The organism is Streptomyces sp. NPDC045470, assembly GCF_040646595.1.
Lineage (GTDB): Bacteria > Actinomycetota > Actinomycetes > Streptomycetales > Streptomycetaceae > Streptomyces.
On sequence record NZ_JBEZAN010000002.1, the window covers coordinates 536,605 to 558,206 of the forward strand.

Here is a 21,602-nt window from a genome sequence, read left to right on the forward strand (position 1 = left end):
TGCGGGTTTCCGCCGACAGCACGAAGCCCTCCCGGTCACCGATGTGACCGGGAGGGCTCAGCCGTGCGGCTACGGCCGTGTCCGGCGCCGTTACGGGCGCCGGCGGGCCGTTCGTACGGGGCCGGCGTCAGTCGTTGCCGTTGCCGTTGCCCATACCGGGCGTCGTCTTCTGGATCTGGAGCAGGAACTCCGCGTTGGACTTCGTCTGCTTCATCTTGTCCAGCAGCAGCTCGATGGCCTGCTGCTGGTCCAGGGCGTGCAGCACCCGGCGCAGCTTCCAGACGACGGCCAGCTCGTCGCTGCCCATCAGGATCTCTTCCTTACGGGTGCTGGACGCGTCCACGTCCACCGCCGGGAAGATGCGCTTGTCCGAGAGCTTCCGGTCGAGCTTGAGCTCCATGTTGCCGGTGCCCTTGAACTCCTCGAAGATCACCTCGTCCATCCGCGAGCCGGTCTCGACCAGCGCGGTGGCCAGGATGGTCAGCGAGCCGCCGTCCTCGATGTTGCGCGCGGCGCCGAAGAACTTCTTCGGCGGGTACAGCGCGGTCGAGTCGACACCACCGGACAGGATGCGGCCCGACGCCGGGGCGGCGAGGTTGTACGCACGGCCCAGACGGGTGATGGAGTCCAGCAGGACGACCACGTCGTGGCCCAGCTCCACCAGCCGCTTGGCGCGCTCGATGGCCAGCTCGGCGACGGTGGTGTGGTCCTCGGCCGGGCGGTCGAAGGTCGAGGAGATGACCTCGCCCTTGACCGACCGCTGCATGTCGGTGACCTCTTCCGGACGCTCGTCGACCAGGACGACCATCAGGTGGCACTCGGGGCTGTTGCGGGTGATCGAGTTGGCGATCGCCTGCATGATCATGGTCTTGCCGGTCTTCGGCGGCGCCACGATCAGACCGCGCTGGCCCTTGCCGATCGGCGCGACCAGGTCGATGATGCGCGGCGTCAGCGCGCCGGGCTCACCTTCCAGGCGCAGCCGCTCCTGCGGGTAAAGGGGCGTCAGCTTGCCGAACTCCGGGCGGCCGCGGCCCTGTTCGGGCGAGACGCTGTTGACGGTGTCCAGGCGCACCAGCGCGTTGAACTTCTCGCGGCGCTCGCCCTCGCGGGGCTGGCGGACCGCGCCGGTGACGTGGTCACCCTTGCGCAGACCGTTCTTGCGGACCTGGGCGAGCGAGACGTACACGTCGTTCGGGCCGGGCAGGTAGCCGGAGGTCCGGATGAACGCGTAGTTGTCGAGGATGTCGAGGATGCCCGCGACGGGGATCAGCACGTCGTCCTCGGACACCTGCGGCTCGTTGCCGAAGCCCTCGTCGCGGCCACGGCGGCCACGGCGGTCCCGGTAACGGCCGCGGCGCCCGCGGCGCCCGCCCTCGAAGTCGTCGCCGTCCTCGTCGGCCCGGCGGTTGTCGCGGTTGTCGCGCTGGCGGTTGCCGCCGCCCTGCTGGTTGCCGCCGTCACCGTCGTTGTTCTTGTTGCGGCGGTCGCGCTGGCCGCGTTCGCCCCGCTCCCCGCGCTCGCCCCGCTCACCGCGGTTCTGGCGGTCGCCCTTCTGGCCGCGGTCCTGGCGGTCCCCGCGGTCCTGGCGGTCGCCCTTGCCCTGGCGGCCCTCGGCGTTGTCCGCCGCGGCCTCGGCCTTGGCGTCCTCGCGCCGGTCGGTGCGGGTGTCGGCCTTCGCCTCGGCCTTGCCCTCGGCCTTCGCCTCACCGGCGCCGTCGGGGCTGCCCGCGGCGGCGGTGGCGCGACGCCGGCGGCGCTCGCCGGCCGGCTGCTCGTCGCTGGGCTGGCCCGGGATGTCGATCTGCTGCTGGCCGGCGCCCTTGTCGGCGGTGGCCTTGTCGTCCGCCTTGCCCGCGGCCTTGGCGTCGCCGTCCTCGCCCGTACGGGCCTTGGAGGTCGCCCGGCGCTTGGGCTTGGTCTCGGTCTCTGCGGGCGCGTCGCCCTTGGCGGCGGCGCCGGAACCGGAGCCGGCGGCCTGCTTCTCCTTGATGACCTCGATCAGCTGGCTCTTGCGCATCCGCGCGGTGCCCTTGATACCGAGGCTGGAGGCGACCTGCTGCAGCTCTGCCAGGACCATGCCGTCCAGGCCGGTGCCGGAACGGCGGCGCCGCGCAGGCGCGGCGGGAGCGTCCGTGGCGGGCGCGGTGGCACTGCCATCGGTGCGTACGCCCATCAGATCGGTGGTGTCGCTCACGAAGGGTCCTTCCCTGGAGCGGGCGTCGGCCTGTCTGGCTCGGCGACCGGTTGTGCTGTCCGGCTGCGGTCCCGTACTCGCGGACCTGGCCGGGGCGGTGGTCCCGCCGGAAATGGCGGAGAGATCAGTTCATGGTTCCGGCGCGAGGAGATGTCTGTGACTCATGTCCGTCACGCCGATTCCGGAGCGTGCTCGCTTCTGCTCAGGCAACTGCTCCAAGCAGTTTGGGAGGCTCCCGGAAGAAAGGTGGTCCCGATGGGGGACACGGAGTACCGCGCCGCAGAGGCGTCACGTACTCACTTGAGGTTAACACTACCGGATCCAACAAACATTCCCCCTCTCGAAGACCGGCAATCGTCGATCACCCGGCGAGCGGCAGCACCGAGGTGCCCGCCGCGTCGAGGGCCAGCCGGTTGGCCGCCCACCCCTCGCCCGCGAGGCCGGCGACCTTGTCGGCCGCGTCCTCCTGGACCAGCGCGAGGACCGTCGGGCCCGCGCCGGAGACGACCGCGGGGACGCCGTCCGCCCGCAGTCGGTTCACCAGGGCCACGCTCTCGGGCATCGCGGGAGCACGGTACTCCTGGTGAAGTCGGTCCTCGGTCGCGGCCAGCAGCAGCTCGGGGCGCCTGGTCAGGGCCTCGACGAGCAGTGCGGCGCGGCCGGCGTTGGCCGCCGCGTCCACGTGCGGGACGGTCCGCGGCAGCAGGCCCCGCGCGGTCTCGGTGAGCACCGGCTTGCCCGGTACGAAGACCACCGGAACGATGGAATCGGCGGGATCCATCCTGATCGCGCGCGCCGATCCGGTATCGGTCCAGGCCAGCGTGAAGCCGCCGAGCAGGCAGGCGGCGACGTTGTCCGGATGTCCCTCGATCTCGGTGGCCAGTTCCAGCAGCGCCGCGTCGTCCAGCTTCTGTTCGGCGCCTATGGTCACCGCTCGGGCGGCCATGATGCCCGCGCAGATGGCGGCGGAGGAGGAGCCCAGGCCGCGGCCGTGCGGGATGCGGTTGGCGCAGACGATCTCCAGGCCGCGCGGCTGCCCGCCGAGCAGGTCGAAGGCGGCGCGCAGGGACCGTACGAGCAGGTGGCTCTCGTCGCGCGGCAGGGTCTCGGCGCCCTCGCCCGCGATGTCGACGTGCAGGCCGGAGTCGGCCACCCGCACCACGACGTCGTCGTACAGGCCCAGGGACAGCCCGAGGGCGTCGAAGCCGGGACCGAGATTGGCGCTGGTCGCGGGGGTGCGCACCCGGACGGCGGCGGCGCGGAACGCTGGACCGGCCATCGCTCGATGACTCTCCTTGATGTGATGCTGCGGCACTGCCCCGGAGCGCCGCGGCACCTGGGTGCCCGGCCGGCTCGTGGGGACCGTTCTGACCTGCCCTGCACACCACTGCGACATGCCGTGGGGAGGGGAGTTGGCTGCCAGCCTATCGAAGGAAGGTTCTGTGGCGACATAGGGCGCACAGGAGGCGCACGATGCGTGTCGCGCGCTGCCCACGCCCCAGGGACGCCTTTGCAGCCTTTGCAGGGTTTGCTGCGTCCGAGGTTACGGGGTTCCTGCGGGCTCCGTAACCCCTTTTCGCGCGGTGTCGCACGTTCGGGGCGCGCAGCCGGCCGCGGGGAACCGCGGCCGGGTGCGTCGCATCCTTCGGGGGCGTACTACGCCAGACCGAGGCGCTCGGCCGCGGCGTCCGCGTCGACCGGGACGGTGACCGGCTGCGGGGCGCCCGCGACGGCCCAGTCCGGGTCCTTGAGGCCGTTGCCGGTGACCGTGCAGACGATGCGCTGGCCCGGGTCGACCTTGCCCTCGTCGGCCGCCTTGAGCAGACCGGCCACCGAGGCGGCCGAGGCGGGCTCAACGAAGACACCCTCCTGGGAGGCCAGCAGCCGGTAGGCGGCCAGGATCTGACGGTCGGTCACCTCGTCGATGGCGCCGCCGGACTCGTCCCGGGCGCGCTCGGCGAACTGCCAGGAGGCGGGGTTGCCGATCCGGATGGCCGTCGCGATCGTGTGCGGATCCTTGACGACTTCGCCACGTACGATCGGCGCGCTGCCGGACGCCTGGAAGCCCCACATGCGCGGGGTGCGCGCGGCGATACCGTCGGCGGCGTACTCCTGGTACCCCTTCCAGTACGCGGTGATGTTGCCCGCGTTGCCGACCGGCAGCACATGGAGGTCCGGCGCGTCGCCCAGCATGTCGACGATCTCGAAGGCGGCGGTCTTCTGGCCCTCGATCCGTACCGGGTTGACGGAGTTCACAAGTGCGACGGGGTACCGCTCGGAGAGGCCGCGGGCCAGCGTCAGACAGTCGTCGAAATTCCCGTCGACCTGGAGGATCTTGGCGCCGTGCACCAGCGCCTGGCCCATCTTGCCGAGCGCGATCTTGCCCTGCGGGACGAGAACGGCGCACACCATCCCGGCCCGTACGGCGTACGCGGCGGCCGAGGCGGAGGTGTTGCCGGTGGAGGCGCAGATGACGGCCTTCGCGCCTTCCTCCTTCGCCCGGGTGATGGCCATCGTCATGCCGCGGTCCTTGAAGGACCCGGTGGGGTTGGCGCCCTCTACCTTGAGATGCACCTCACAGCCCGTGCGCTCGGAGAGCACCTGGGCGGGCACCAGCGGCGTGCCGCCCTCACGGAGCGTGACGACCTCGGTGGACTCGCCGACCGGCAGCCGGTCCCGGTACTCCTCGATGATTCCGCGCCACTGACGGCTCGCGGTGGAAATGGCAGACATGGGTTCCTTTACTCCCCTTCGACCCGCATGATGCTGGCGACGCCCCGGACGGTGTCCAGGTCGCGCAGCGCGCCGACGGTCGACGACAGGGCGGCGTCGGCCGCCCGGTGCGTGACGACGACGAGGGACGCCTCTCCCCCGTCGACGGTCTCTCCGGAGCGGGCGGCACCCCCGTCCTTGCTCTGCTGGCGGACCGTGTCGATGGACACGCCGTGCTCGGCGAAGACCGTGGCGACCTGGGCGAGCACACCGGGCTTGTCGGCCACGTCCAGGCTGATGTGGTAGCGGGTGACCACGTCACCCATGGGGCCGACCGGCAGTTGCGTGTACGCGGACTCGCCCGGCCCGGTGGTCTCGGCCAGCTTGTTGCGGCAGACCGCCACCAGGTCGCCGAGGACCGCGGAGGCGGTCGGCGAGCCGCCCGCGCCGGGGCCGTAGAACATCAGCTGGCCGGCGGCCTCGGACTCGACGAACACCGCGTTGTACGCCTCGCGCACGGAGGCCAGCGGGTGGGTCAGCGGAATCATCGCCGGGTGCACGCGCGCGGTGACCGAAGCCCCGTCGGCGGCCCGCTCGCAGATCGCGAGCAGCTTGACCGTGCAGCCCATCCGCTTGGCGGAGGCGATGTCGGAGGCGGTGACCTCGGTCAGCCCCTCGCGGTGCACGTCGTCGATGGTCACCCGGGTGTGGAAGGCGATACCGGCCAGGATGGCGGCCTTGGCGGCCGCGTCGAAGCCCTCGACGTCGGCCGTCGGGTCGGCCTCCGCGTACCCGAGCGCCGTGGCCTCGTCCAGCGCCTCGGAGTACCCCGCCCCCGTGCTGTCCATCTTGTCCAGGATGAAGTTCGTCGTCCCGTTGACGATGCCCAGCACCCGGTTGACCTTGTCGCCGGCCAGCGACTCGCGCAGCGGCCGGACCAGCGGGATCGCGCCGGCCACGGCGGCCTCGTAGTACAGGTCCGCGCCGTTGGCCTCGGCGGCGGCGTGCAGCGCGGCACCGTCCGCCGCGACCAGCGCCTTGTTGGCCGACACCACGCTGGCGCCGTGCTCGAACGCGGTGGTGATCAGCGTACGGGCGGGCTCGATGCCACCGATGACCTCGACGACCACGTCGATGTCATCCCGTTTGACCAGCTCTTTCGCGTCCGTGGTGATCAGCTCGGCGGGAATGCCCGCGCGTACCCGGTCCGGGCGGCGCACCGCGATACCGGCCAGCTCGACCGGCGCGCCGATGCGGGCCGTGAGGTCGTCGGCGTGCGTCGTCATGATGCGCGCCACCTCTGAGCCGACCACTCCACAGCCCAGCAGCGCCACCTTCAGCGGACGCGTACGCATCATTCCGACCTCTTTCGCTTTCCCTGCTCGGTCTGCACCAGTCTCACGCACCGGACCGGGAATTCCGGCCCCGGTCCGGATGCCGAGACATCTGTTCCACCATTGTCGGTCACCCGGCGGATACGTCCGCCACCGGGCGGCGGGCGGTTCGCGGGCGGGGCGGGCGGGGGCCGTCGGCGCCGGGCGGGCGGGGGAAGCTCCCGCCGCTACCCGCCGCACGTCCTCCGCGGCCTGCCCGCCGTACCGTCCTCACCCGACGTCGAGACGCAGCAGGTCCTCCTCCGTCTCACGCCGGACGATGACCCGTCCTTCGCCCGCCCGCACCGCGACCACCGGCGGACGCAGCGCGTGGTTGTAGTTGCTCGCCATCGACCGGCAGTACGCACCGGTCGCGGGCACGGCGAGCAGGTCGCCGGGGGCCACGTCGGCGGGCAGGAACGCGTCCCGTACGACGATGTCGCCGCTCTCGCAGTGCTTGCCGACCACCCGCGAGAGCATCGGCGGCGCGTCCGAGGCGCGCGAGGCCAGCGCCACGCTGTACTCGGCGTCGTACAGGGCCGTACGGATGTTGTCCGACATGCCACCGTCGACGGAGACGTAGGTGCGCAGCCCGTCCAGCTCCTTGACCGTGCCCACCTCGTACAGGGTAAAGGCGGTCGGCCCGACGATGGCGCGGCCCGGCTCCACCGACAGGCGCGGCACGCCGAGCCCGGCCGCCGCGCACTCCCGCGTCACGATGTCGCCCAGCGCCTTCGCGATCTCGTGCGGCTCGCGCGGGTCGTCGTCCGAGGTGTACGCGATGCCGAGCCCGCCTCCCAGGTCGATCTCCGGCAGCTCGACGCCGTGCTCGTCCCGTACCTCGGTCAGCAGCTGCACCACGCGCCGTGCCGACACCTCGAAACCGGCCATGTCGAAGATCTGCGACCCGATGTGCGAGTGGATGCCGGTCAGCTCCAGGCCGTCCAGCTTCAGCACCCGCCGTACGGCCTCCGCGGCCTGCCCGCCGGCCAGCGCGATCCCGAACTTCTGGTCCTCGTGCGCGGTGGCGATGAACTCGTGCGTATGGGCCTCCACGCCCACCGTCACCCGGATCTGCACCCGCTGCCGCTTGCCCAGCCGGTCCGCGACGTGCGCCACCCGCACGATCTCCTGGAAGGAGTCGAGCACGATCCGCCCGACCCCCGCCTCCACGGCTCGGGTGATCTCCCCGATGCTCTTGTTGTTCCCGTGCAGCGCGATCCGCTCGGCCGGCATCCCCGCCGCGAGCGCCGTGGCCAGCTCCCCGCCACTGCACACGTCGAGATTCATCCCTTCTTCCGCCAGCCACCGCACCACGGCCCGCGAGAGGAAGGCCTTCCCGGCGTAGAAGACGTCCGCCCCCTCCCCGAAGGCCTCCTTCCAGGCCCGGCACCGGCCCCGGAAGTCGTCCTCGTCCAGGAAGTAGGCAGGCGTCCCGAACTCTTCGGCGAGCGCGGTCACGTCCACCCCGCCCACGGTGACCACCCCGTCGGCGGAGCGCTCGACCGTACGGGACCACACCCGCGGGTCGAGGCTGTTGAGGTCGGTGGGCGGAGCGGTGTAGTGCCCCTCGGGCAGCACGTCACCGTGACGGGGTCCTGCGGGGTGTGCGGAGCGGCTCATGGCGTGGAGGTTCCCCTCGGGTACGGGTGTGGCGTCGCCGCGCGTACGGCGCCGCCGGATGGATCACAGACGTTCGGCGGTCGCGGACGGCCGGGACGGTCGTGGACGGTCTCGGCCGATCGCTTCGTCACAGTCGTTCGGGCGTGGAGATGCCGAGCAGGTGCAGGCCGTTGGCGAGCACCGTTCCGACGGCTTCGGCGAGGGCCAGCCGGGCACGGTGCACGGCCGAGGGTTTCTCCTCCCCGACGGGCAGCGGCGGACACACGTCATGACATCGCAGCCAGGCGTCGGCGGTCACTTCCAGATGCCGCGCGACCCGATCGGGCGCCCGGTGCCGCGCGGCGGCCTCGACGACGCCGGGGTACTCGGCAAGCGCAGCCCAGACTTCCCGGACCTCCCGGACACCCCATCCGCCCGCGACGCCCCCCACGTCCCCCGGCTCGGCCGCGAAGCCCAACTCCCGGGCGTTACGCGTCATCGCACACGTACGCGCATACGCGTACTGCACCCGGAACCGCCCGTTGCTCTCCCGCTGCACCGGCTTTTCGGGAAGCCGCACCACATCGTGCTGCGCGGCCCGCAACAGCACCCAGCGGGCTTCGTCGGGGCCCAGGCGGGCGGTCAGGGCGCGCCATTCCCGGGGGGCGGCAGTGGAGGCGTCAGCGGCAGCAGACGCCTCCGGAACCCCCGCAGCCTCCGCGGTGCCCACAATCCCCACGTACGAGAAGCCCCCCTCGGAAGCTGTGCTCACAGCTCCCGCGTACGAGGAGTCCTCCTCGGAAGCCGTGCCCACAACCCCCGCGTACGAGGAGCCCCCCTCGAAAGAGACCTCCACCGGCCGGGGGCGAATCACCTCGACCCGCGGCTCCCCCACCTCAGCCCCGCTCCGGCCCTCCACGCCCCCCGCGAGCAGAATCCGCCCCAACGCCTCGACCACCACCGCGGCCCGCACTCCCCTCGCAGCCCGCAAAGCCACCGCCGTACCCCCGGCCCCCGGTGCCGGCGACTCCCCCCGCTCGCCCCGCTCCCCCATCTCTCCCCGCTCCCGCACGCTCCACACGAGCGCGGCGCGGGCGGGCCCGGTCAACGTCACGTTCAAGAATCCGGCCCCGGCGATCTCCACTCCCGCGATCCCGGGCACCCCCACCAACCGCCGCCGCAGCACCTCCGCCACCTCGCGCGGTGGCCGCCCGGCGTCCTTGGCGATCTTCAGCGCGATATTGCACGCGAGATCGGTCTCGCCGCCCCCGCCTTCCCCCGGCATGGGCGCACGCACGACAACCCGCTCCGGAACCGTCACGGAGAGTTCCCCGGCGGCCACAGCGCCACGTACGGCGCGCAGGACGGCGCGGGAGAAGTCAGCGGGGGTCACATCCCCAGCGTATGGGAGAAACGGTCCCCCACCGCCACCACGTTTCACCCACCGGACACCCCGGCGGCCCCACACCCTCCGTCACCGTCCGGCCCCTCAGCCGGCCGGCCGCACCACCGACTCCGCATCCCCACCGGCATCGGCCTCGGTCTCGGCCTCGACATCCACCTCTCCGCCCACCTCACCCTCCGCCTCATCCGCCCCCTCGGCCCCCGGCTCCTCCCCTCCGCGACTCATCAGCCGCCGCACCGTACGCACGAGGTCCATGGGCTCGAACGGCTTCGCCAGGAACGCGTCCACCCCCGCCGCCTGCCCGCTCTCCACCTCCGCCGGCGTACACCCGGAGACCACGGCGAGCGGAATCCCCCGCGTCCGCGGATCGGCGCGCAGCCGCGCCGCCGTCTGCAACCCGTCGAGCCGGGGCATCACCACATCGAGCGTCACCACATCCGGCGCGACCCGATGCACGATGTCCAGGCACTCGGCACCATCAGCCGCGGTCACGACCTCGAAGCCCTCCAGCTCGAGATTGACCCTGATCAACTGCCGGATGACCTTGTTGTCGTCGACCACAAGGACCCGGCCGGACAAGCCAGGCACACCTTGAGACTAGGTGCGCACCTCCGGCTGCGTCCGGGTTTTCCCCACTTCCGCCCCCGTGCGAGGGACCTTTCCCCGACCACCTCCACCCCCACTCCCCCATGCGATACGCCACCCTCCCTCAACCCGTTCATGAACACCCCGTCGGAGCTGGTAGTGTTCTACCCGTCGCCGCAAGCAGCGGCCGACACGCCCCCGTAGCTCAGGGGATAGAGCAACGGCCTCCGGAGCCGTGTGCGCAGGTTCGAATCCTGCCGGGGGCACTCGCCGGACCACCTGCCAAAGTTGGTATGTGACCAGGGCGGATGCCGACAGAAGAGGGCGGGAGTCAGTCTCACTGACTCCCGCCCTCTCTCGTTGTCTCTCACGGTTCGCGTGTGAGGAGCGTGTGAGCCACATGCTCCTCGCTGCGGTTACCCGCGCCCCTACGTCGCCAGCTGTTGTCAGTGCTGCCATCTACGATCCCGCCATGCCTGACAACCGCCCCGCAGTGCCACGCCAGTTAGCCCGCGACCTGCTGGTCGAGGCCGGGCACAGGTGCGCTATCCCCACCTGTCGTGCCAGCACGCTCGAACTCGCCCACATCACCCCCTGGGCCAAGACTCGGGCGCATGACTTCGACAACATGATCACCCTCTGCCCTAATTGCCACACTCGCTTCGACAGGGGGGAGATCGATCGGCTATCGATGCTTCAGTACAAGGCGCATCTAGGTTCCGGAGGCGCACGAGCAAGAACTCTCGGCGCGTACCGTGTGTTGCGAGCAGCTCTGGATCGCTGGGGTGAATCTATTGCGATTCTGGCACACGCCCATGTGGCTTCCGCCCCTGATCTCGACTTCATTCAGCAGGCTCGAAGTGAATGCGAGCGGGAAGCAGGACTGACGCACGCAGCGGTTGCAGATCTACAGTCCGTCGGCGATGACACAATCGAACTACTCACTGACTTCATTTACGATTGGTTCGTTGACCGAGCAATCAGCACAGTTGATATGAAATGCCCAGACTACCTCCAGCCGAGAGAGGAACGGGATGAAGCAAGGAGAATTATCCGTGAGGCCTTTCTTGAGCTTCACTTGGCTGTCGCCGACGCGCTCGGACTGGGCTTCGATGAGTTACCCTTCCAGGAGGAGCCTTCCCCTTCGCCACCACCGCGCCCGCTAGGCGGAGATTTCCGGAATTACCATGCTACCGACGGAAAGGACGGAAGCCGGATTCGCCGACTTCCACCTTCTCTCTAGCTATATCGTGGCCACACAGGGCCCCCAGGTTTGGGCCACGCCCGACTTTCCGTGCCGCTTGAACCGTGTCCTACGTGGTGAGGCGGACGAGTCGTTTGTAACAGCACAGGGCGGCGGCGAGGCCGAGGAAGGCCAGGTAGTTGCGGGGGTTGCGCTCGAAGCGGGGGCTGAGGCGGCGGTAGCCGGACAGCCAGGACAGGGTGCGCTCGATGACCCGCCGGCGGCGTCCCAATCGTTCGCTGGACTCGATTCCCTTCCGGGCTATGCGCACGCCGATGTGCTTTCCCCACAGCCATCTCCGCAGGTGGGGCACGTCGAACGCCTTGTCCGCATGCAGTCGCTGAGCCTTGAAGTACCGACACCGTCTAAGTGCCAGAGTCGGCGGAGAGCCCAGGGATTGGCGACACATCTGGCAAGCGGTCATGCACGTTCGCCAGTTTCTGAAGCAGGTAGAGAGCAACTGACGGAACCCTTTCTCGCTTCGGCTTTGCAAGCTGTTCCGTCAGGCGACAAATGAGCGATTCAACATCATTCGTTCGCACGCATTGATCATCTCCACTTAGGACATTTGTTTGCCGAATGGCAACTAGTACCAGCTCAAGACGGCGCACCAGAACGTCGGATTTTCCGCTCTCTTCGAATGAGGAGTACATAACTAGCGTGTTCCGAATCGCCATGCGGAGCACCACGCCAAACGCAACTTCATGATGACGACCCCCAGCGACCCTCACCGAGTACTCCGCTGGCATGAAGGCGAAGGCAGGCAACACCGGGAAGAGGGTACGCGCTTCGTCCCAGACAGGGAACATAGCATCCAGCGCCGGGCGGCTTACCACGACCGGAACTGATTCGGAGCCGCGAATACTTACAGCGACTTCTTTTAGATTCTCCAGAAAACGGGAGGTCCACATTGCCGCCTGAAGACCAGGATAAAAAGAGTCCATCCCCCAGCGGTCCAGCACCACTTCAAGGCGACCGCGCTCATAGCACCAATCGTGGACCGAGAGCCCGCTACTACCGAAAGCGTTGAGAGCATTCCTCTCGCGCAGCGCACGGACTCCCTGCGGCGGATCGCTCTCGTCAAGGAAGCGCGCAAGTTCTGGCATCTCGGCTCGAAGCGCCATCAATGCACAGTCGAACCCCACCATGAATGCGTACGCCCGCTCGATTCCATCAGCAAGATCTTCAACCGCAGCGGTGTCCTCGCCTACACAAATTAGCTCGCGGTCTTCATCCCATTCGAAGTCTTCGTGAGCGGCTCCGTTTCGGACAGCCGGCAGTATCGCCTGTGCTGCATCCTGAAGGACTGGATGCCCATCAGCAACTAGCTGATCGCGCAATGATGCAATCTCGGGCAGTCTTCCAGATCGCCCTCGCAGCTCAAGGACCGTCCATGCACAAGGTCGGAGCTGGCCCTCGACCACCCTGCGATAGATGTCGAGCATGCAGAAGGCCCGCTGCTGAGCAGTTGATGCATTCCTGAGGTTCTGCTGGGCTTGAACGATCCCCTGGTGGTTAGCCGCGCTTCGGTCGGTCCGCGCCCTCAGGCGCCTAATCGGCTCTGCGAAAAACGGGTCTGCCGAAAATCCGCTTCTTACGATGCACGAAGCAAAGAATGCCGAGCGCAGCACCAACAGGGGCCTTCCACTCTGTGTATAGGCCCACGCGAGATCGACTGCACTTTCGACTTCCAGTGGCTTCTTCGCCAGCTCGGAAAGCACAGAAGATAGGCGCTCATAGAGCACACCAATACGCTCCCGATAGTTCGCCAGAAGGCGCGACGGCAAAAATATCCCTCGTTGATCACAGATTTCATCGCGCGCAACGCCAAAGATCTGAACGCACGTTTCACTCGGCAGACTTGGCGTGACGCTTGTGATCGAGTCCAACTTGGCCTGCAGCTCATCCACACGCCGCAGGCCATCAGGAAATCCACAAGCAGCATCATCAAGAACTTGGATCGCAAAATCATGCAAGCACTCTCGCAAGTGCAGTACTTCCTGCGAGAGTCCAGATTTGAGCACGGCCAAGTACCACAGATTTTCTTCTCGCGACTTTACGTCATGCACAAAGTCGAGCGCGCGTTTCTTGATATCCTTAGCGTTCCCCTCCGAAACAGCGGTCGCCAGCGCATCCATTGGGCCACCGAGAAGCCACTCCTCTTCACAGAGCCCTGAATCCCACAGGGACTGCTCCCAGTCGTCCTGGGCCACGGGAACACTGGCCCGCGGCGGTTCAGTCAGCTGACCGAGTTCGTTTCTCGCTGCCTGCAGGATGCGCGCCAAGGCTTCTGTCGGGAGAGACATGGCTTCATGGTCTCGAAGCTTGCCGTTCCGAGCCATCGGTTTGTGGTCACGTCAGACTGAAGGTGTAGGCGGCAACGGGCTGTTGGCCTGGACAGGCATACCCTCAAACTGTCTGATGTGACTGATCTTGAGGACGCATACACGAGCTGGCTCGCCTCCCTTCATCGCCTGGTCTCGGATCCACCGAGCCTCGCTCAGTGGCAGGACCGGCGGTTTGCCTTCGCCCATCAGGTGGGTGACTTGCTGACGCGCGCGAACGGCCGGCGCTCCCCAGTGACCGGGCCTGTCCTGTACGGGGTCTTCACCAGTGGCGGGCTGTGCTACGTCGGTCAAACTCAAGAGGGGGAACGGCGGCTTCGTGATCTCCCTGTCGGAGAGAGTCACCACGTCGCCAACACCGTCCCTCCGGAACTCTGGGAAAGCGTCGTCGTGCTGCGGTGGCCGGAGCTGCTGGCACATATCAGCGCGTCGGAACGTCTGACCGCGTCTGCACTCGGGCCCGTTGTCTGCGGCTTGGTCCTCGAGCACCGTCTTCAAGTAGCCACATCGCCGCCGCTCAACAGTCGGCGCAGAGACAGCCGCGGTGGGTGGCGTGCAAGGAATCATGTGGCCAGTCGGTCACGGGGCGCCGTTCACGCGGCGTCCCTACCAGAGTTGTGGCAGTGCACTTGGGAGGCATGGACCACACTGGCCAACCTCGATGCCCCGGGCCTCAACCTCTTTCGCGCGGATGCGGGAGCGGGGCACATAGTGTTTCCCGGGGCGCTGCACAGAAACCAATCGAACACGTCCTGACGACGGGTTCTCCGCTTGGACTGGGCATGGCGCCGCACGGCCATCGTGTGAGGGGCGTGCGGATCGGGGGAGCGTGCGATCTTCCCGAAGGATTCGTGCAGGTCAGAGCAGTATTTCGACACTGCGGGATCACGCTCTCCGGAGCCGTGTGCGCAGGTTCGAATCCTGCCGGGGGCACCGGAAAATAAGGCCCTGACCAGCGGAAACGCCGGTCTGGGCCTTTTTGTGCATGCCGAAAGGAACACGGTTACTCGGCGTTGCACTTCCTGTGCCACCCGAGCGCAGCCGCAGCCCCCCGATCAGCCACCGAGCCTCGATGGGTGGGCGAGGCGAACCCCACTTGACGGGCGCTCAGCACCGTCATGGGTTCCGGCGGCAGCGGCACCGGACGCGTGCCCCCTGACGGGCGCCCCTTCGGGCCACGCTCGTCATGGGCCTGATCACTGTCCGTCCACTGCTTGCCGGTCTGCGGCCGGGGGACGGGCGGCGCCGCCCGCTTGCGGCCCTCGTGACGTCCCGGGGCCGCCAACCGCGCGGTCTCCCGGAACTGACGGGAATGGTTCCCCGGATAAACCGCCCAGCCCTGAAGTGGACGCTCCCCGCCTGGTCGTGAACCGGTCACCGAGCCGATCGCCCGGCACGCTGCCGCGCTGCTCGTTGCCTGGGTTCGGTGGTTGGCACCGCAGCGCCCCGCGTGGTCCGGCGGCGCCTTCGCCGACCCGGCTGCAGGCGCTGCGTAGGTGACGTCGATGACGACCGCTGTCACGGCGCCGCCGCAAGGGGGCCTGTCCCGGTCCCGGCAGAACCCGCTTCGGAGGCTGGGCGAACACGGGTGCTCGGGCCCCGGCCGGGGGCTCCGGACGGGGGTGCCGCCCCGTGCGGCAGGATGTCCGCCCATGACCATACGGGTGTTGATTGCCGACGATCAGGAGATGGTTCGTCGTGGGATGCGGCGGATTGTGGAGAGCCAGGCGGACATGGAGGTGGTCGGGGAGGCGGGGGACGGGGTTGAGGCTGTGGAGTTGGCGCGGGGGCTGGCGCCGGATGTGGTGTTGGTGGATGTGCGGATGCCGCGGATGGACGGGTTGGAGGTGACGCGGCTGCTGGCCGGGGGTGGGTCGGGGTGGCAGACGAGGGTGGTTGTGGTGACCACGTTTGATCTGGACGAGTATGTGTATCCGGCGTTGCGTTACGGGGCTTCGGGGTTTCTGCTCAAGCGGGCGGGGCCGGCGTTGTTGGTGGAGGCGGTGCGGGCGGCGGTGTCGGGGGACAGTTTGATCAGTCCGGAGGTGACGGTGCGGTTGCTTCGGCATGTTCAGGGGGCTGACACGAAGAGGAGGAAGGGGAGTTCGCCGTTGACTGGACGCGAGGTCGAGGTGGCCGCGTTGGTGGGTGAGGGGAAGACCAATGCTGATATTGCCGCGGAGCTGTTCATTTCGGCCGGGACGGTCAAGACGCATGTGGCCAGCATTCAGCGGAAGTTCGGGGTGCGTAATCGGGTGGGGGTGGCGGTGCGGGCTTGGGAGTTGGGGTATGTGGAGGGTCGCGGCAAGAGGTGATGGGCGCAGCTGCGCCGGGGGGTGCGGGTCGGGTGCGTAGCCTCGGGCGGATGGATGGTGACGTGAGATCGTCGGGGCGTAAGCGCCGCGTGTGGTGTGCGGTGCTTGTGGTGATGGTGTTGTTTCCTGCGCTGGGCACCTCGGTCGGCGCGCTTCCCCTGGCGCTCTGTGCGGCAGTGGCCGTGGCGGCCGCGATGCTGGGGCGGCCGACGGGACGTGTCTCCCTCGTCCGGGCGTCGGGTTTCACCGCCGTTCTGTCGCTGGTGCTGGACTTCGGGTATGTCGGCGATCCGAAGCCGGTGGGGTTCTGGCTTCCCTTTGAGGGGGTGGCTTTGTGGGTTCTGCTGTACCGGGTGGTGCGGCGGGAGCCCGTACCCCGGGTCCTGTGGGGCGGCGGGCTGGTGGGGGCCGCGACGGTCTGCCTGTTGTTGCGGATCACTTTGCATGTGCCGGAACAAGGTTGGCGGGAGTCGGTTTTCGCGGTGTTGCTGGGGTTCTTCCCTGCTGCGTGTGTGGCCGGTGTCGGGCTCTACCTGAGATCGCTGGACGGGCGGCGGGCGCGGGCGGTGGCGCAGGCGCTGCGGGAGCAGCGGCTGGAAGTCGCGCGGGACCTGCACGACTTCGTCGCGCACGAGGTGACGGGCATGGTGTTGGAGGCTCAGGCGGCTCAGTTGGACGGGGGTGCGCCGACAGAGGCTCGTGAGCTGTTCGAGCGTATTGAGGGGGCGGGACTGCGGGCGCTGGATTCGATGGACCAGACGGTGTCGGCCCTGCGTCAGGTGGATGGGGCCGGGCGGGCGGTCGGGAAGGGGTGGGCGGAGGCGCCGTCGACCCGGGTGTACGGGTTGGCCGATCTGGGCGAGCTGGTGGGCCGTTTTTCGGCGATGTCGCGCGCGGGCGCGCAGTTGTCGCAGGAGGAGGGGCTGGGCGGAACGCTGTCCCGGGAGGCTGAGGACGCCGCGTACCGCGTGGTGCTGGAGTCGTTGACCAATGTCCGGCGGCATGCCCCGCACGCCACTCGGGTCGTGGTGGAGGTACGCCGTACCGCCGAGGGCTCGGTCGAGGTGACGGTCGCCGATGACGGGGGTGGGGTGCCAGGCGGTACCCGGAGTGGCGGCGGCACGGGGCTGGCCGGGCTGGCGGAGCGGGTCGACGCGCTGGGCGGATCGTTCCGGGCCGGGCCGCGGGACGAGGGCTGGCGGGTCGGCTGCGTGCTTCCGGCCGCGAAGGCGCGGTAGCGGCGATACGGCCGGCCACGGATATCTGCCATTCGGCAGATGTGCCGGCTGCGCACCGGCCGGGAGACTCCGTTCCAGTTGCGGAACGTGGTTCTTCGGAGGGGCGGAGCAGATGGCCGACGGTGTGGTGGCTGCGCAGGTCGGTGGCCAGGTGACGGCTGAGCCAAGAAGTGGCCGGGTGGTGCCTGAGCAGAGCGGTGACCGGGCGGCGGTCAAGCGGAACGGTGGCCGGGCGGCGGCCAAGCCGAGCAGTGCCCCGGCGGTGGCTGTGCCGAGCTGTGGGCGGATGGTGGCCGTCCTGGCGGTGGTCGTGGGGTTGGGGGTGGGGGTGGCCGGGTGTTCGGTGGATGCTTCGCAGGCGACGCCTGAGTCGAAGGTTTTCCCTTTCCAGGGCAAGAGCCTCGACGTCAGAACGCATGAGATCGCCACCGATCTGGTCGCGGTGGACCGTAGGGACGTCAAGGTCACCCGCTGGTTCGACGCCGCGGCCGGCAGTGAGCATCTGTCGTGGGAGTTGAAGGGCGGCGTGCTGGACATCGATGCCGGGTGCAGTGGCCTCGCGATCTGTGATGCCAAGTTCCGGGTCGAGGTGCCCGAGGGCGTCACCGTGCTGCGGGACGGCCGGAAGACCGGGCTGCGGGGCGGGAGCTGAAAATGACCGTGCTTCAGCTTTCCGGGATCAGCAAGGTGTACAGGGGCGGCAAGCGCGCTGTCGATGACATGACTCTGCACTTGGGGCCGGGCATGGTGGGGCTGCTGGGGCCGAATGGCGCCGGTAAGTCCTCACTCATGCGGATCGCCGCCACCGTCACCCGTCCCACCAGCGGCAGGGTCTTCTTTCACGGGGACGACGTGGTGGCCAGGCCGGACGGGCTGCGCAGGGTGCTCGGATATCTGCCACAGGATTTTGGTGTCTACCCGCATCTCACCTCGCGCGAGTTCCTGATGTACCTGGCTGCCGCCAAGGGGGTGTCGGCCAAGTCGGCCAAGGCTCGTATCGACGAGCTGTTGGATCTGGTCAATCTGACCGCGGCGGTCAAGCGGCCGCTGGGCACGTACTCCGGCGGGATGCTGCGCCGGGTGGGGATCGCACAGGTGCTGCTCGGCGATCCGCAGGTCATCGTCGTGGACGAGCCGACGGCCGGGCTGGATCCGGAGGAGCGGGTGCGGTTCCGCAATCTGCTCAGCGATCTCGCGTCGGACAAGGTGGTGCTGTTCTCCACCCACATCGTTTCCGACGTGGAGTCGGTGGCGTCCGACATCGCGGTGGTGGCGGCCGGGCGGTTGCTGCGCCGCGGCACGCCGGAGGCGCTGCTGGGCGAGGTGGACGGGCTGGTGTGGGAGGCACTGGTCGACCCCGCCGCCGTCCCCCAGGTGCAGGCGCGGTTCGTGGTCAGCCGGATGGTGCGTACCGGGCAGGGCGTGAAGGTGCGTCTGCTGTCACCGGGCCGACCGTATGAGGGCGCCGTGCAACTCGCCCCCGATCTGGAGGACGCGTATCTCCACGTCGTCAACGGAGCGGTCGGGTACGGGGGTTCCGACCGCATCCGGCCGGGGCGCGCCGTGGGCGCGGGCGGTGTGAGCCGATGACGCGTGTGCTCTCCGGTCTGGCGGTGGCCGACTTCAAGGACCGGGTACGGCGGCCCGCCTACGGGGTGACGCTGGCCGCCGCCGTGGCCCTGGGATACGTGGCGGTGCCGGACTCGGGCGCCAGGTGGGTCGTCATGCAGCTCGGTGACTACCGCGGCGTCTACAACAGCGCGTACGTCGGTACGGCGACCGCACTGGCTTGCGGGCTGTGGATTTCGCTCGGCGGCTTCTACGTCGTCCGGGACTCCATCGGGCGCGACCGTCGTACCGGGGTGGGACAGTTGCTCGCCGCGACCCCGGTGCGGACCTGGGCCTACCTGGCGGGGAAGTTCCTGAGCAATCTCCTGGTGCTCGCCTCCATGGTGGGCGTGCTCGCGCTGACCGCGCTGGTGATGCAGCTCGTGCGCGGCGAGGACAGGAGTGTGGACCTGGTCGCGCTCTGGCGGCCGTTTCTGTTGCTCGCGGTGCCGCTGGTGGCGTTGGCCGCCGCCTTCGCGCTGTTCTTCGAGGCGCTGCCGCTGCTGCGCGGCGGGCTGGGCAACATCGTGTGGTTCTGCATGTGGGTGGTGCTGGCCGTCGGGGGGCAGGGGCCCGGCCTGCCGTTGGGCGGTATCGGTGTGAACGGTGTCGCCGTGTCGATGTACGAGGACATGCTGGCGCAACGGGCCGAGGTGGACGGCGCGTTCAGTCTGGGTCTGACGTACCTGGACGAGCCGCTGCGGGTGTTCGACTGGCACGGCTTCACGCCGGATGCCGGTTATGTCCTGGCCCGGTTGGCGTTCGTCGGCATCGCGGTGGCCGTCGCGCTGCTGCCCGCGCTGTGGTTCCACCGCTTCGACCCGGCTCGCGCCAAGCACTCGGCCGAGCGCCCGCAAGAGCGGGATCAGGCGGCGGGCGGGGGCCCGGCTGTGTTCGTGGACGGGATGCCGCGCCCGGCCGGTGACCGGCGGATTTCCGCCGCCGTGCTGAGGACTCCCCCGCGGCCCGGCCGCGTCCTGCTGCGTCTGTGGGGCGGTGAGCTGCGCATCCTGCTCCAAGGCGTGTCGAAATGGTGGTGGTGGGGTGCCGGGTTCTGGGTGTTTCTCGGCGTCTGCTCGCCGATGCCGGGCGCGACGCGGCTGATGCTGCCGGTGTCCTGGCTCTGGCCGGTCCTGGTCTGGTCGCGGCTGGGCACCCAGCGTTACGAGCACGGTGTCGCGGGCATCCTCGGCGCCTACCCGTCGGCGTACCGCAGGGTGGTCGCGGAGTGGGCGGCGGGCGCCACGCTCACCGCGGCGGTGGGCCTGGGCCCGCTGGTCCGGCTGGTCGTCGAAGGTGACGTCACGGGGGTCACCTGCTGGGCCGCCGGCGCGCTGTTCGTCCCGTCGCTGGCGCTGGCCCTGGGCACCCTCAGCCGTACGCACCGTCTCTTCCAGGCGGTCTACCTGCCGCTCTGGTACACGGTCGCCAACGGTCTGCCGGTCTTCGACTTCATGGGCGCCATCCGGATCGAAGGGCAGCCGGCAGGGCTGCCCCCGGCGGTGGTGCTGACGGCGTCGGCGGTGCTGGTCGCGGTGGTCTTCCTGACGGGGGCGATGCGGCGGCTCAATACCGGGGCGGCGCGGCGGCTCAGCCGGGGCTGATGCCCGGTGCCGGCCCCAGTGAGATGCGCTGCACGCGCCGAGAGGAGAATCATGCGGCCCAAGTGCCGAACGTTCATCAGGGGGCCGATCGCCGGCCTCCTCACGGCGGCGGTGCTCGTCGCCACCGGAGGCTGCTCCACCGCTCCCTCCCCCACCCCCCGCTCCGCATCCCCCGGCCACGCAGCCCAGGCGGCCCCACACTGGACGGCGACCTGGGGAGCCTCGATGCAGCAGGCCGTCCCCGACACCCTGGACGAGGAACCCAACTGGTCCGAGGAGGGTTTCGACGACCAGACCGTACGGCAGGTGGTACGCGTCAGCACCGGCGGGACCACGCTGCGCTTCCGGCTGTCGAACGCGTACGGCAGCGGGCCGCTGAGGATCGCCGGGGCCGCCGTGGCCCGGTCCGACGGCGGTGCCAAGACCAAGCCGGGCAGTACCCGACCGCTGACCTTCGGCGGCTCCCGCGCCACCACGGTCCCGGCGGGCAAGGACGCCGTGAGCGACCCGGTGCCGCTGACCGTCGCGAACCTGGAGAAGCTGGCGGTCTCCCTGCGGTTCGCCGGGCCGACCGGACCCGCCACCTTCCACCGCTTCACCACGGCCACGTCCTACCGCGCGGACGGTGATCGGCTCGCCGACGTGGGCAGCGGCGCGTACACCGAGTCCGTCAGGTCCTGGTACTACCTCAGCGCCGTCGATGTGCGGGTAAGGTCTGCCCGGTCCCGTAACGCCGTACTGGTCTTCGGCGACTCCCTGGTCGACGGTGTGGGGGCGAGCCCCGGTGCCGAGGGCCGCTTCTCCGACAAGCTCGCGGAGCGGCTGGCCGGTGCCCGCCGTCCGTCCGGCGTGGTCAACGCCGGACTCGCCGGTGGCCGGCTGCTGGCTGCCTCCCCCTGCTTCGGGGAGCGGGCCGCCGTCCGTTTCGAGCGGGAACTGGAGCAACGGCCGGGGGTGCGGACCGCCCTCGTCCACCTGGGCGCCAACGACCTGGCCGTCGCGATGCCCGGCAGCCCCTGTGCGGCCGACGGCCCCCGGCCCACGCTCCGGCAGCTGACCGACGGTCACCGGGCGCTCGTCAAGCTCGCCCACGACCGGGGCGTCAAGGCCGTGGGGATGACCGTGGTGCCCGTCAGGGGTGCCGTCTTCCCCTTTGCGGACAGCGCCGGTGACCGTCTCCGCCGTCAGCTCAACGACTGGATCCGGGACTCCGGCGCGTACGACTCGGTGCTCGACGCGGACCGGCTCCTGGCGGACCCCGCTCGGCCGGACCGTCCGAGTCCGTCCTATGTGTCGGAGGACGGGCTGCACCCCAATGACACCGGATACTTCGCGGTCGCCTCGGCGGTCGCCCTCGGTCTGCTGTGACTGCGGCGGC

At 69.3% G+C, this 21,602-nt stretch carries 15 protein-coding genes, 1 tRNA gene and 1 pseudogene; 8 read left to right on the forward strand and 9 right to left on the reverse strand.

The window, feature by feature from the left end:
* Positions 1 to 127: 127 nt before the first annotated feature.
* The 7 genes from rho to AB0A97_RS08790 all read right to left on the reverse strand — a co-directional run bounded on the left by rho (position 128) and on the right by AB0A97_RS08790 (position 9,874).
* Positions 128 to 2,194, reverse strand: a complete 2,067-nt coding sequence (rho, locus tag AB0A97_RS08760) for a transcription termination factor Rho (RefSeq protein ID WP_361146489.1) — start codon at positions 2,192 to 2,194, stop codon at positions 128 to 130.
* A 361-nt stretch (positions 2,195 to 2,555) separates the two neighbouring features.
* Complete coding sequence (gene thrB, locus AB0A97_RS08765; RefSeq protein WP_361146492.1) at positions 2,556 to 3,473, reverse strand: homoserine kinase; 918 nt, start codon at positions 3,471 to 3,473, stop codon at positions 2,556 to 2,558.
* Between the two features lie 377 nt (positions 3,474 to 3,850).
* Positions 3,851 to 4,927: a threonine synthase gene (thrC, locus tag AB0A97_RS08770; RefSeq protein WP_361146495.1), complete on the reverse strand. Its 1,077-nt coding sequence runs from the start codon at positions 4,925 to 4,927 to the stop codon at positions 3,851 to 3,853.
* An 8-nt stretch (positions 4,928 to 4,935) separates the two neighbouring features.
* Positions 4,936 to 6,264 (reverse strand): homoserine dehydrogenase, encoded by a 1,329-nt coding sequence (locus AB0A97_RS08775; protein ID WP_361146498.1) that lies wholly within the window; start codon positions 6,262 to 6,264, stop codon positions 4,936 to 4,938.
* Between the two features lie 246 nt (positions 6,265 to 6,510).
* Positions 6,511 to 7,902, reverse strand: a complete 1,392-nt coding sequence (lysA, locus tag AB0A97_RS08780; RefSeq protein WP_361146501.1) for a diaminopimelate decarboxylase — start codon at positions 7,900 to 7,902, stop codon at positions 6,511 to 6,513.
* 127 nt (positions 7,903 to 8,029) lie between these two features.
* Positions 8,030 to 9,274, reverse strand: coding sequence for an ArgS-related anticodon-binding protein NrtL (gene nrtL / locus AB0A97_RS08785; protein ID WP_361146504.1), 1,245 nt, complete (start codon positions 9,272 to 9,274; stop codon positions 8,030 to 8,032).
* 96 nt (positions 9,275 to 9,370) lie between these two features.
* On the reverse strand, positions 9,371 to 9,874 hold the full coding sequence (locus AB0A97_RS08790; protein WP_361146506.1) for a response regulator: 504 nt from the start codon (positions 9,872 to 9,874) through the stop codon (positions 9,371 to 9,373).
* A 191-nt stretch (positions 9,875 to 10,065) separates the two neighbouring features.
* On the opposite strand from AB0A97_RS08790, the gene AB0A97_RS08795 reads away from it, so the two are divergent.
* Together AB0A97_RS08795 and AB0A97_RS08800 are read left to right on the forward strand one after the other, a co-directional pair.
* Positions 10,066 to 10,137, forward strand: a tRNA-Arg gene (locus AB0A97_RS08795).
* Positions 10,138 to 10,343: 206 nt separating this feature from the next.
* Positions 10,344 to 11,114, forward strand: coding sequence for an HNH endonuclease signature motif containing protein (locus tag AB0A97_RS08800; RefSeq protein ID WP_361146509.1), 771 nt, complete (start codon positions 10,344 to 10,346; stop codon positions 11,112 to 11,114).
* A 70-nt stretch (positions 11,115 to 11,184) separates the two neighbouring features.
* Here the strand turns inward: AB0A97_RS08800 and AB0A97_RS08805 are convergent.
* Both AB0A97_RS08805 and AB0A97_RS08810 read right to left on the reverse strand, forming a co-directional pair.
* Positions 11,185 to 11,382: pseudogene (locus tag AB0A97_RS08805) on the reverse strand (IS5/IS1182 family transposase); the annotation flags it as partial.
* A 97-nt stretch (positions 11,383 to 11,479) separates the two neighbouring features.
* Positions 11,480 to 13,420: a hypothetical protein gene (locus AB0A97_RS08810; protein WP_361146511.1), complete on the reverse strand. Its 1,941-nt coding sequence runs from the start codon at positions 13,418 to 13,420 to the stop codon at positions 11,480 to 11,482.
* A 1,691-nt stretch (positions 13,421 to 15,111) separates the two neighbouring features.
* On the opposite strand from AB0A97_RS08810, the gene AB0A97_RS08815 reads away from it, so the two are divergent.
* The 6 genes from AB0A97_RS08815 (at position 15,112) to AB0A97_RS08840 (ending at position 21,592) form a co-directional block, all read left to right on the forward strand.
* Positions 15,112 to 15,774 (forward strand): response regulator transcription factor, encoded by a 663-nt coding sequence (locus AB0A97_RS08815; protein ID WP_361146514.1) that lies wholly within the window; start codon positions 15,112 to 15,114, stop codon positions 15,772 to 15,774.
* Between the two features lie 50 nt (positions 15,775 to 15,824).
* On the forward strand, positions 15,825 to 17,012 hold the full coding sequence (locus AB0A97_RS08820; protein ID WP_361146517.1) for an ATP-binding protein: 1,188 nt from the start codon (positions 15,825 to 15,827) through the stop codon (positions 17,010 to 17,012).
* Positions 17,013 to 17,124: 112 nt separating this feature from the next.
* Positions 17,125 to 17,664, forward strand: a complete 540-nt coding sequence (locus AB0A97_RS08825; RefSeq protein ID WP_361146520.1) for a hypothetical protein — start codon at positions 17,125 to 17,127, stop codon at positions 17,662 to 17,664.
* A gap of 8 nt (positions 17,665 to 17,672) precedes the next feature.
* Complete coding sequence (locus AB0A97_RS08830) at positions 17,673 to 18,602, forward strand: ABC transporter ATP-binding protein (RefSeq protein ID WP_361147351.1); 930 nt, start codon at positions 17,673 to 17,675, stop codon at positions 18,600 to 18,602.
* The gene (locus AB0A97_RS08835) at positions 18,599 to 20,224 is read left to right on the forward strand and encodes an ABC transporter permease (RefSeq protein ID WP_361146523.1); all 1,626 of its coding nucleotides are present in this window, start codon (positions 18,599 to 18,601) and stop codon (positions 20,222 to 20,224) included. The genes AB0A97_RS08830 and AB0A97_RS08835 overlap by 4 nt, the downstream gene beginning before the upstream one ends.
* 225 nt (positions 20,225 to 20,449) lie before the next feature.
* Entirely contained in the window at positions 20,450 to 21,592 is a 1,143-nt protein-coding gene (locus AB0A97_RS08840; RefSeq protein ID WP_361146526.1) for a GDSL-type esterase/lipase family protein, read from the forward strand.
* Positions 21,593 to 21,602: the final 10 nt, after the last annotated feature.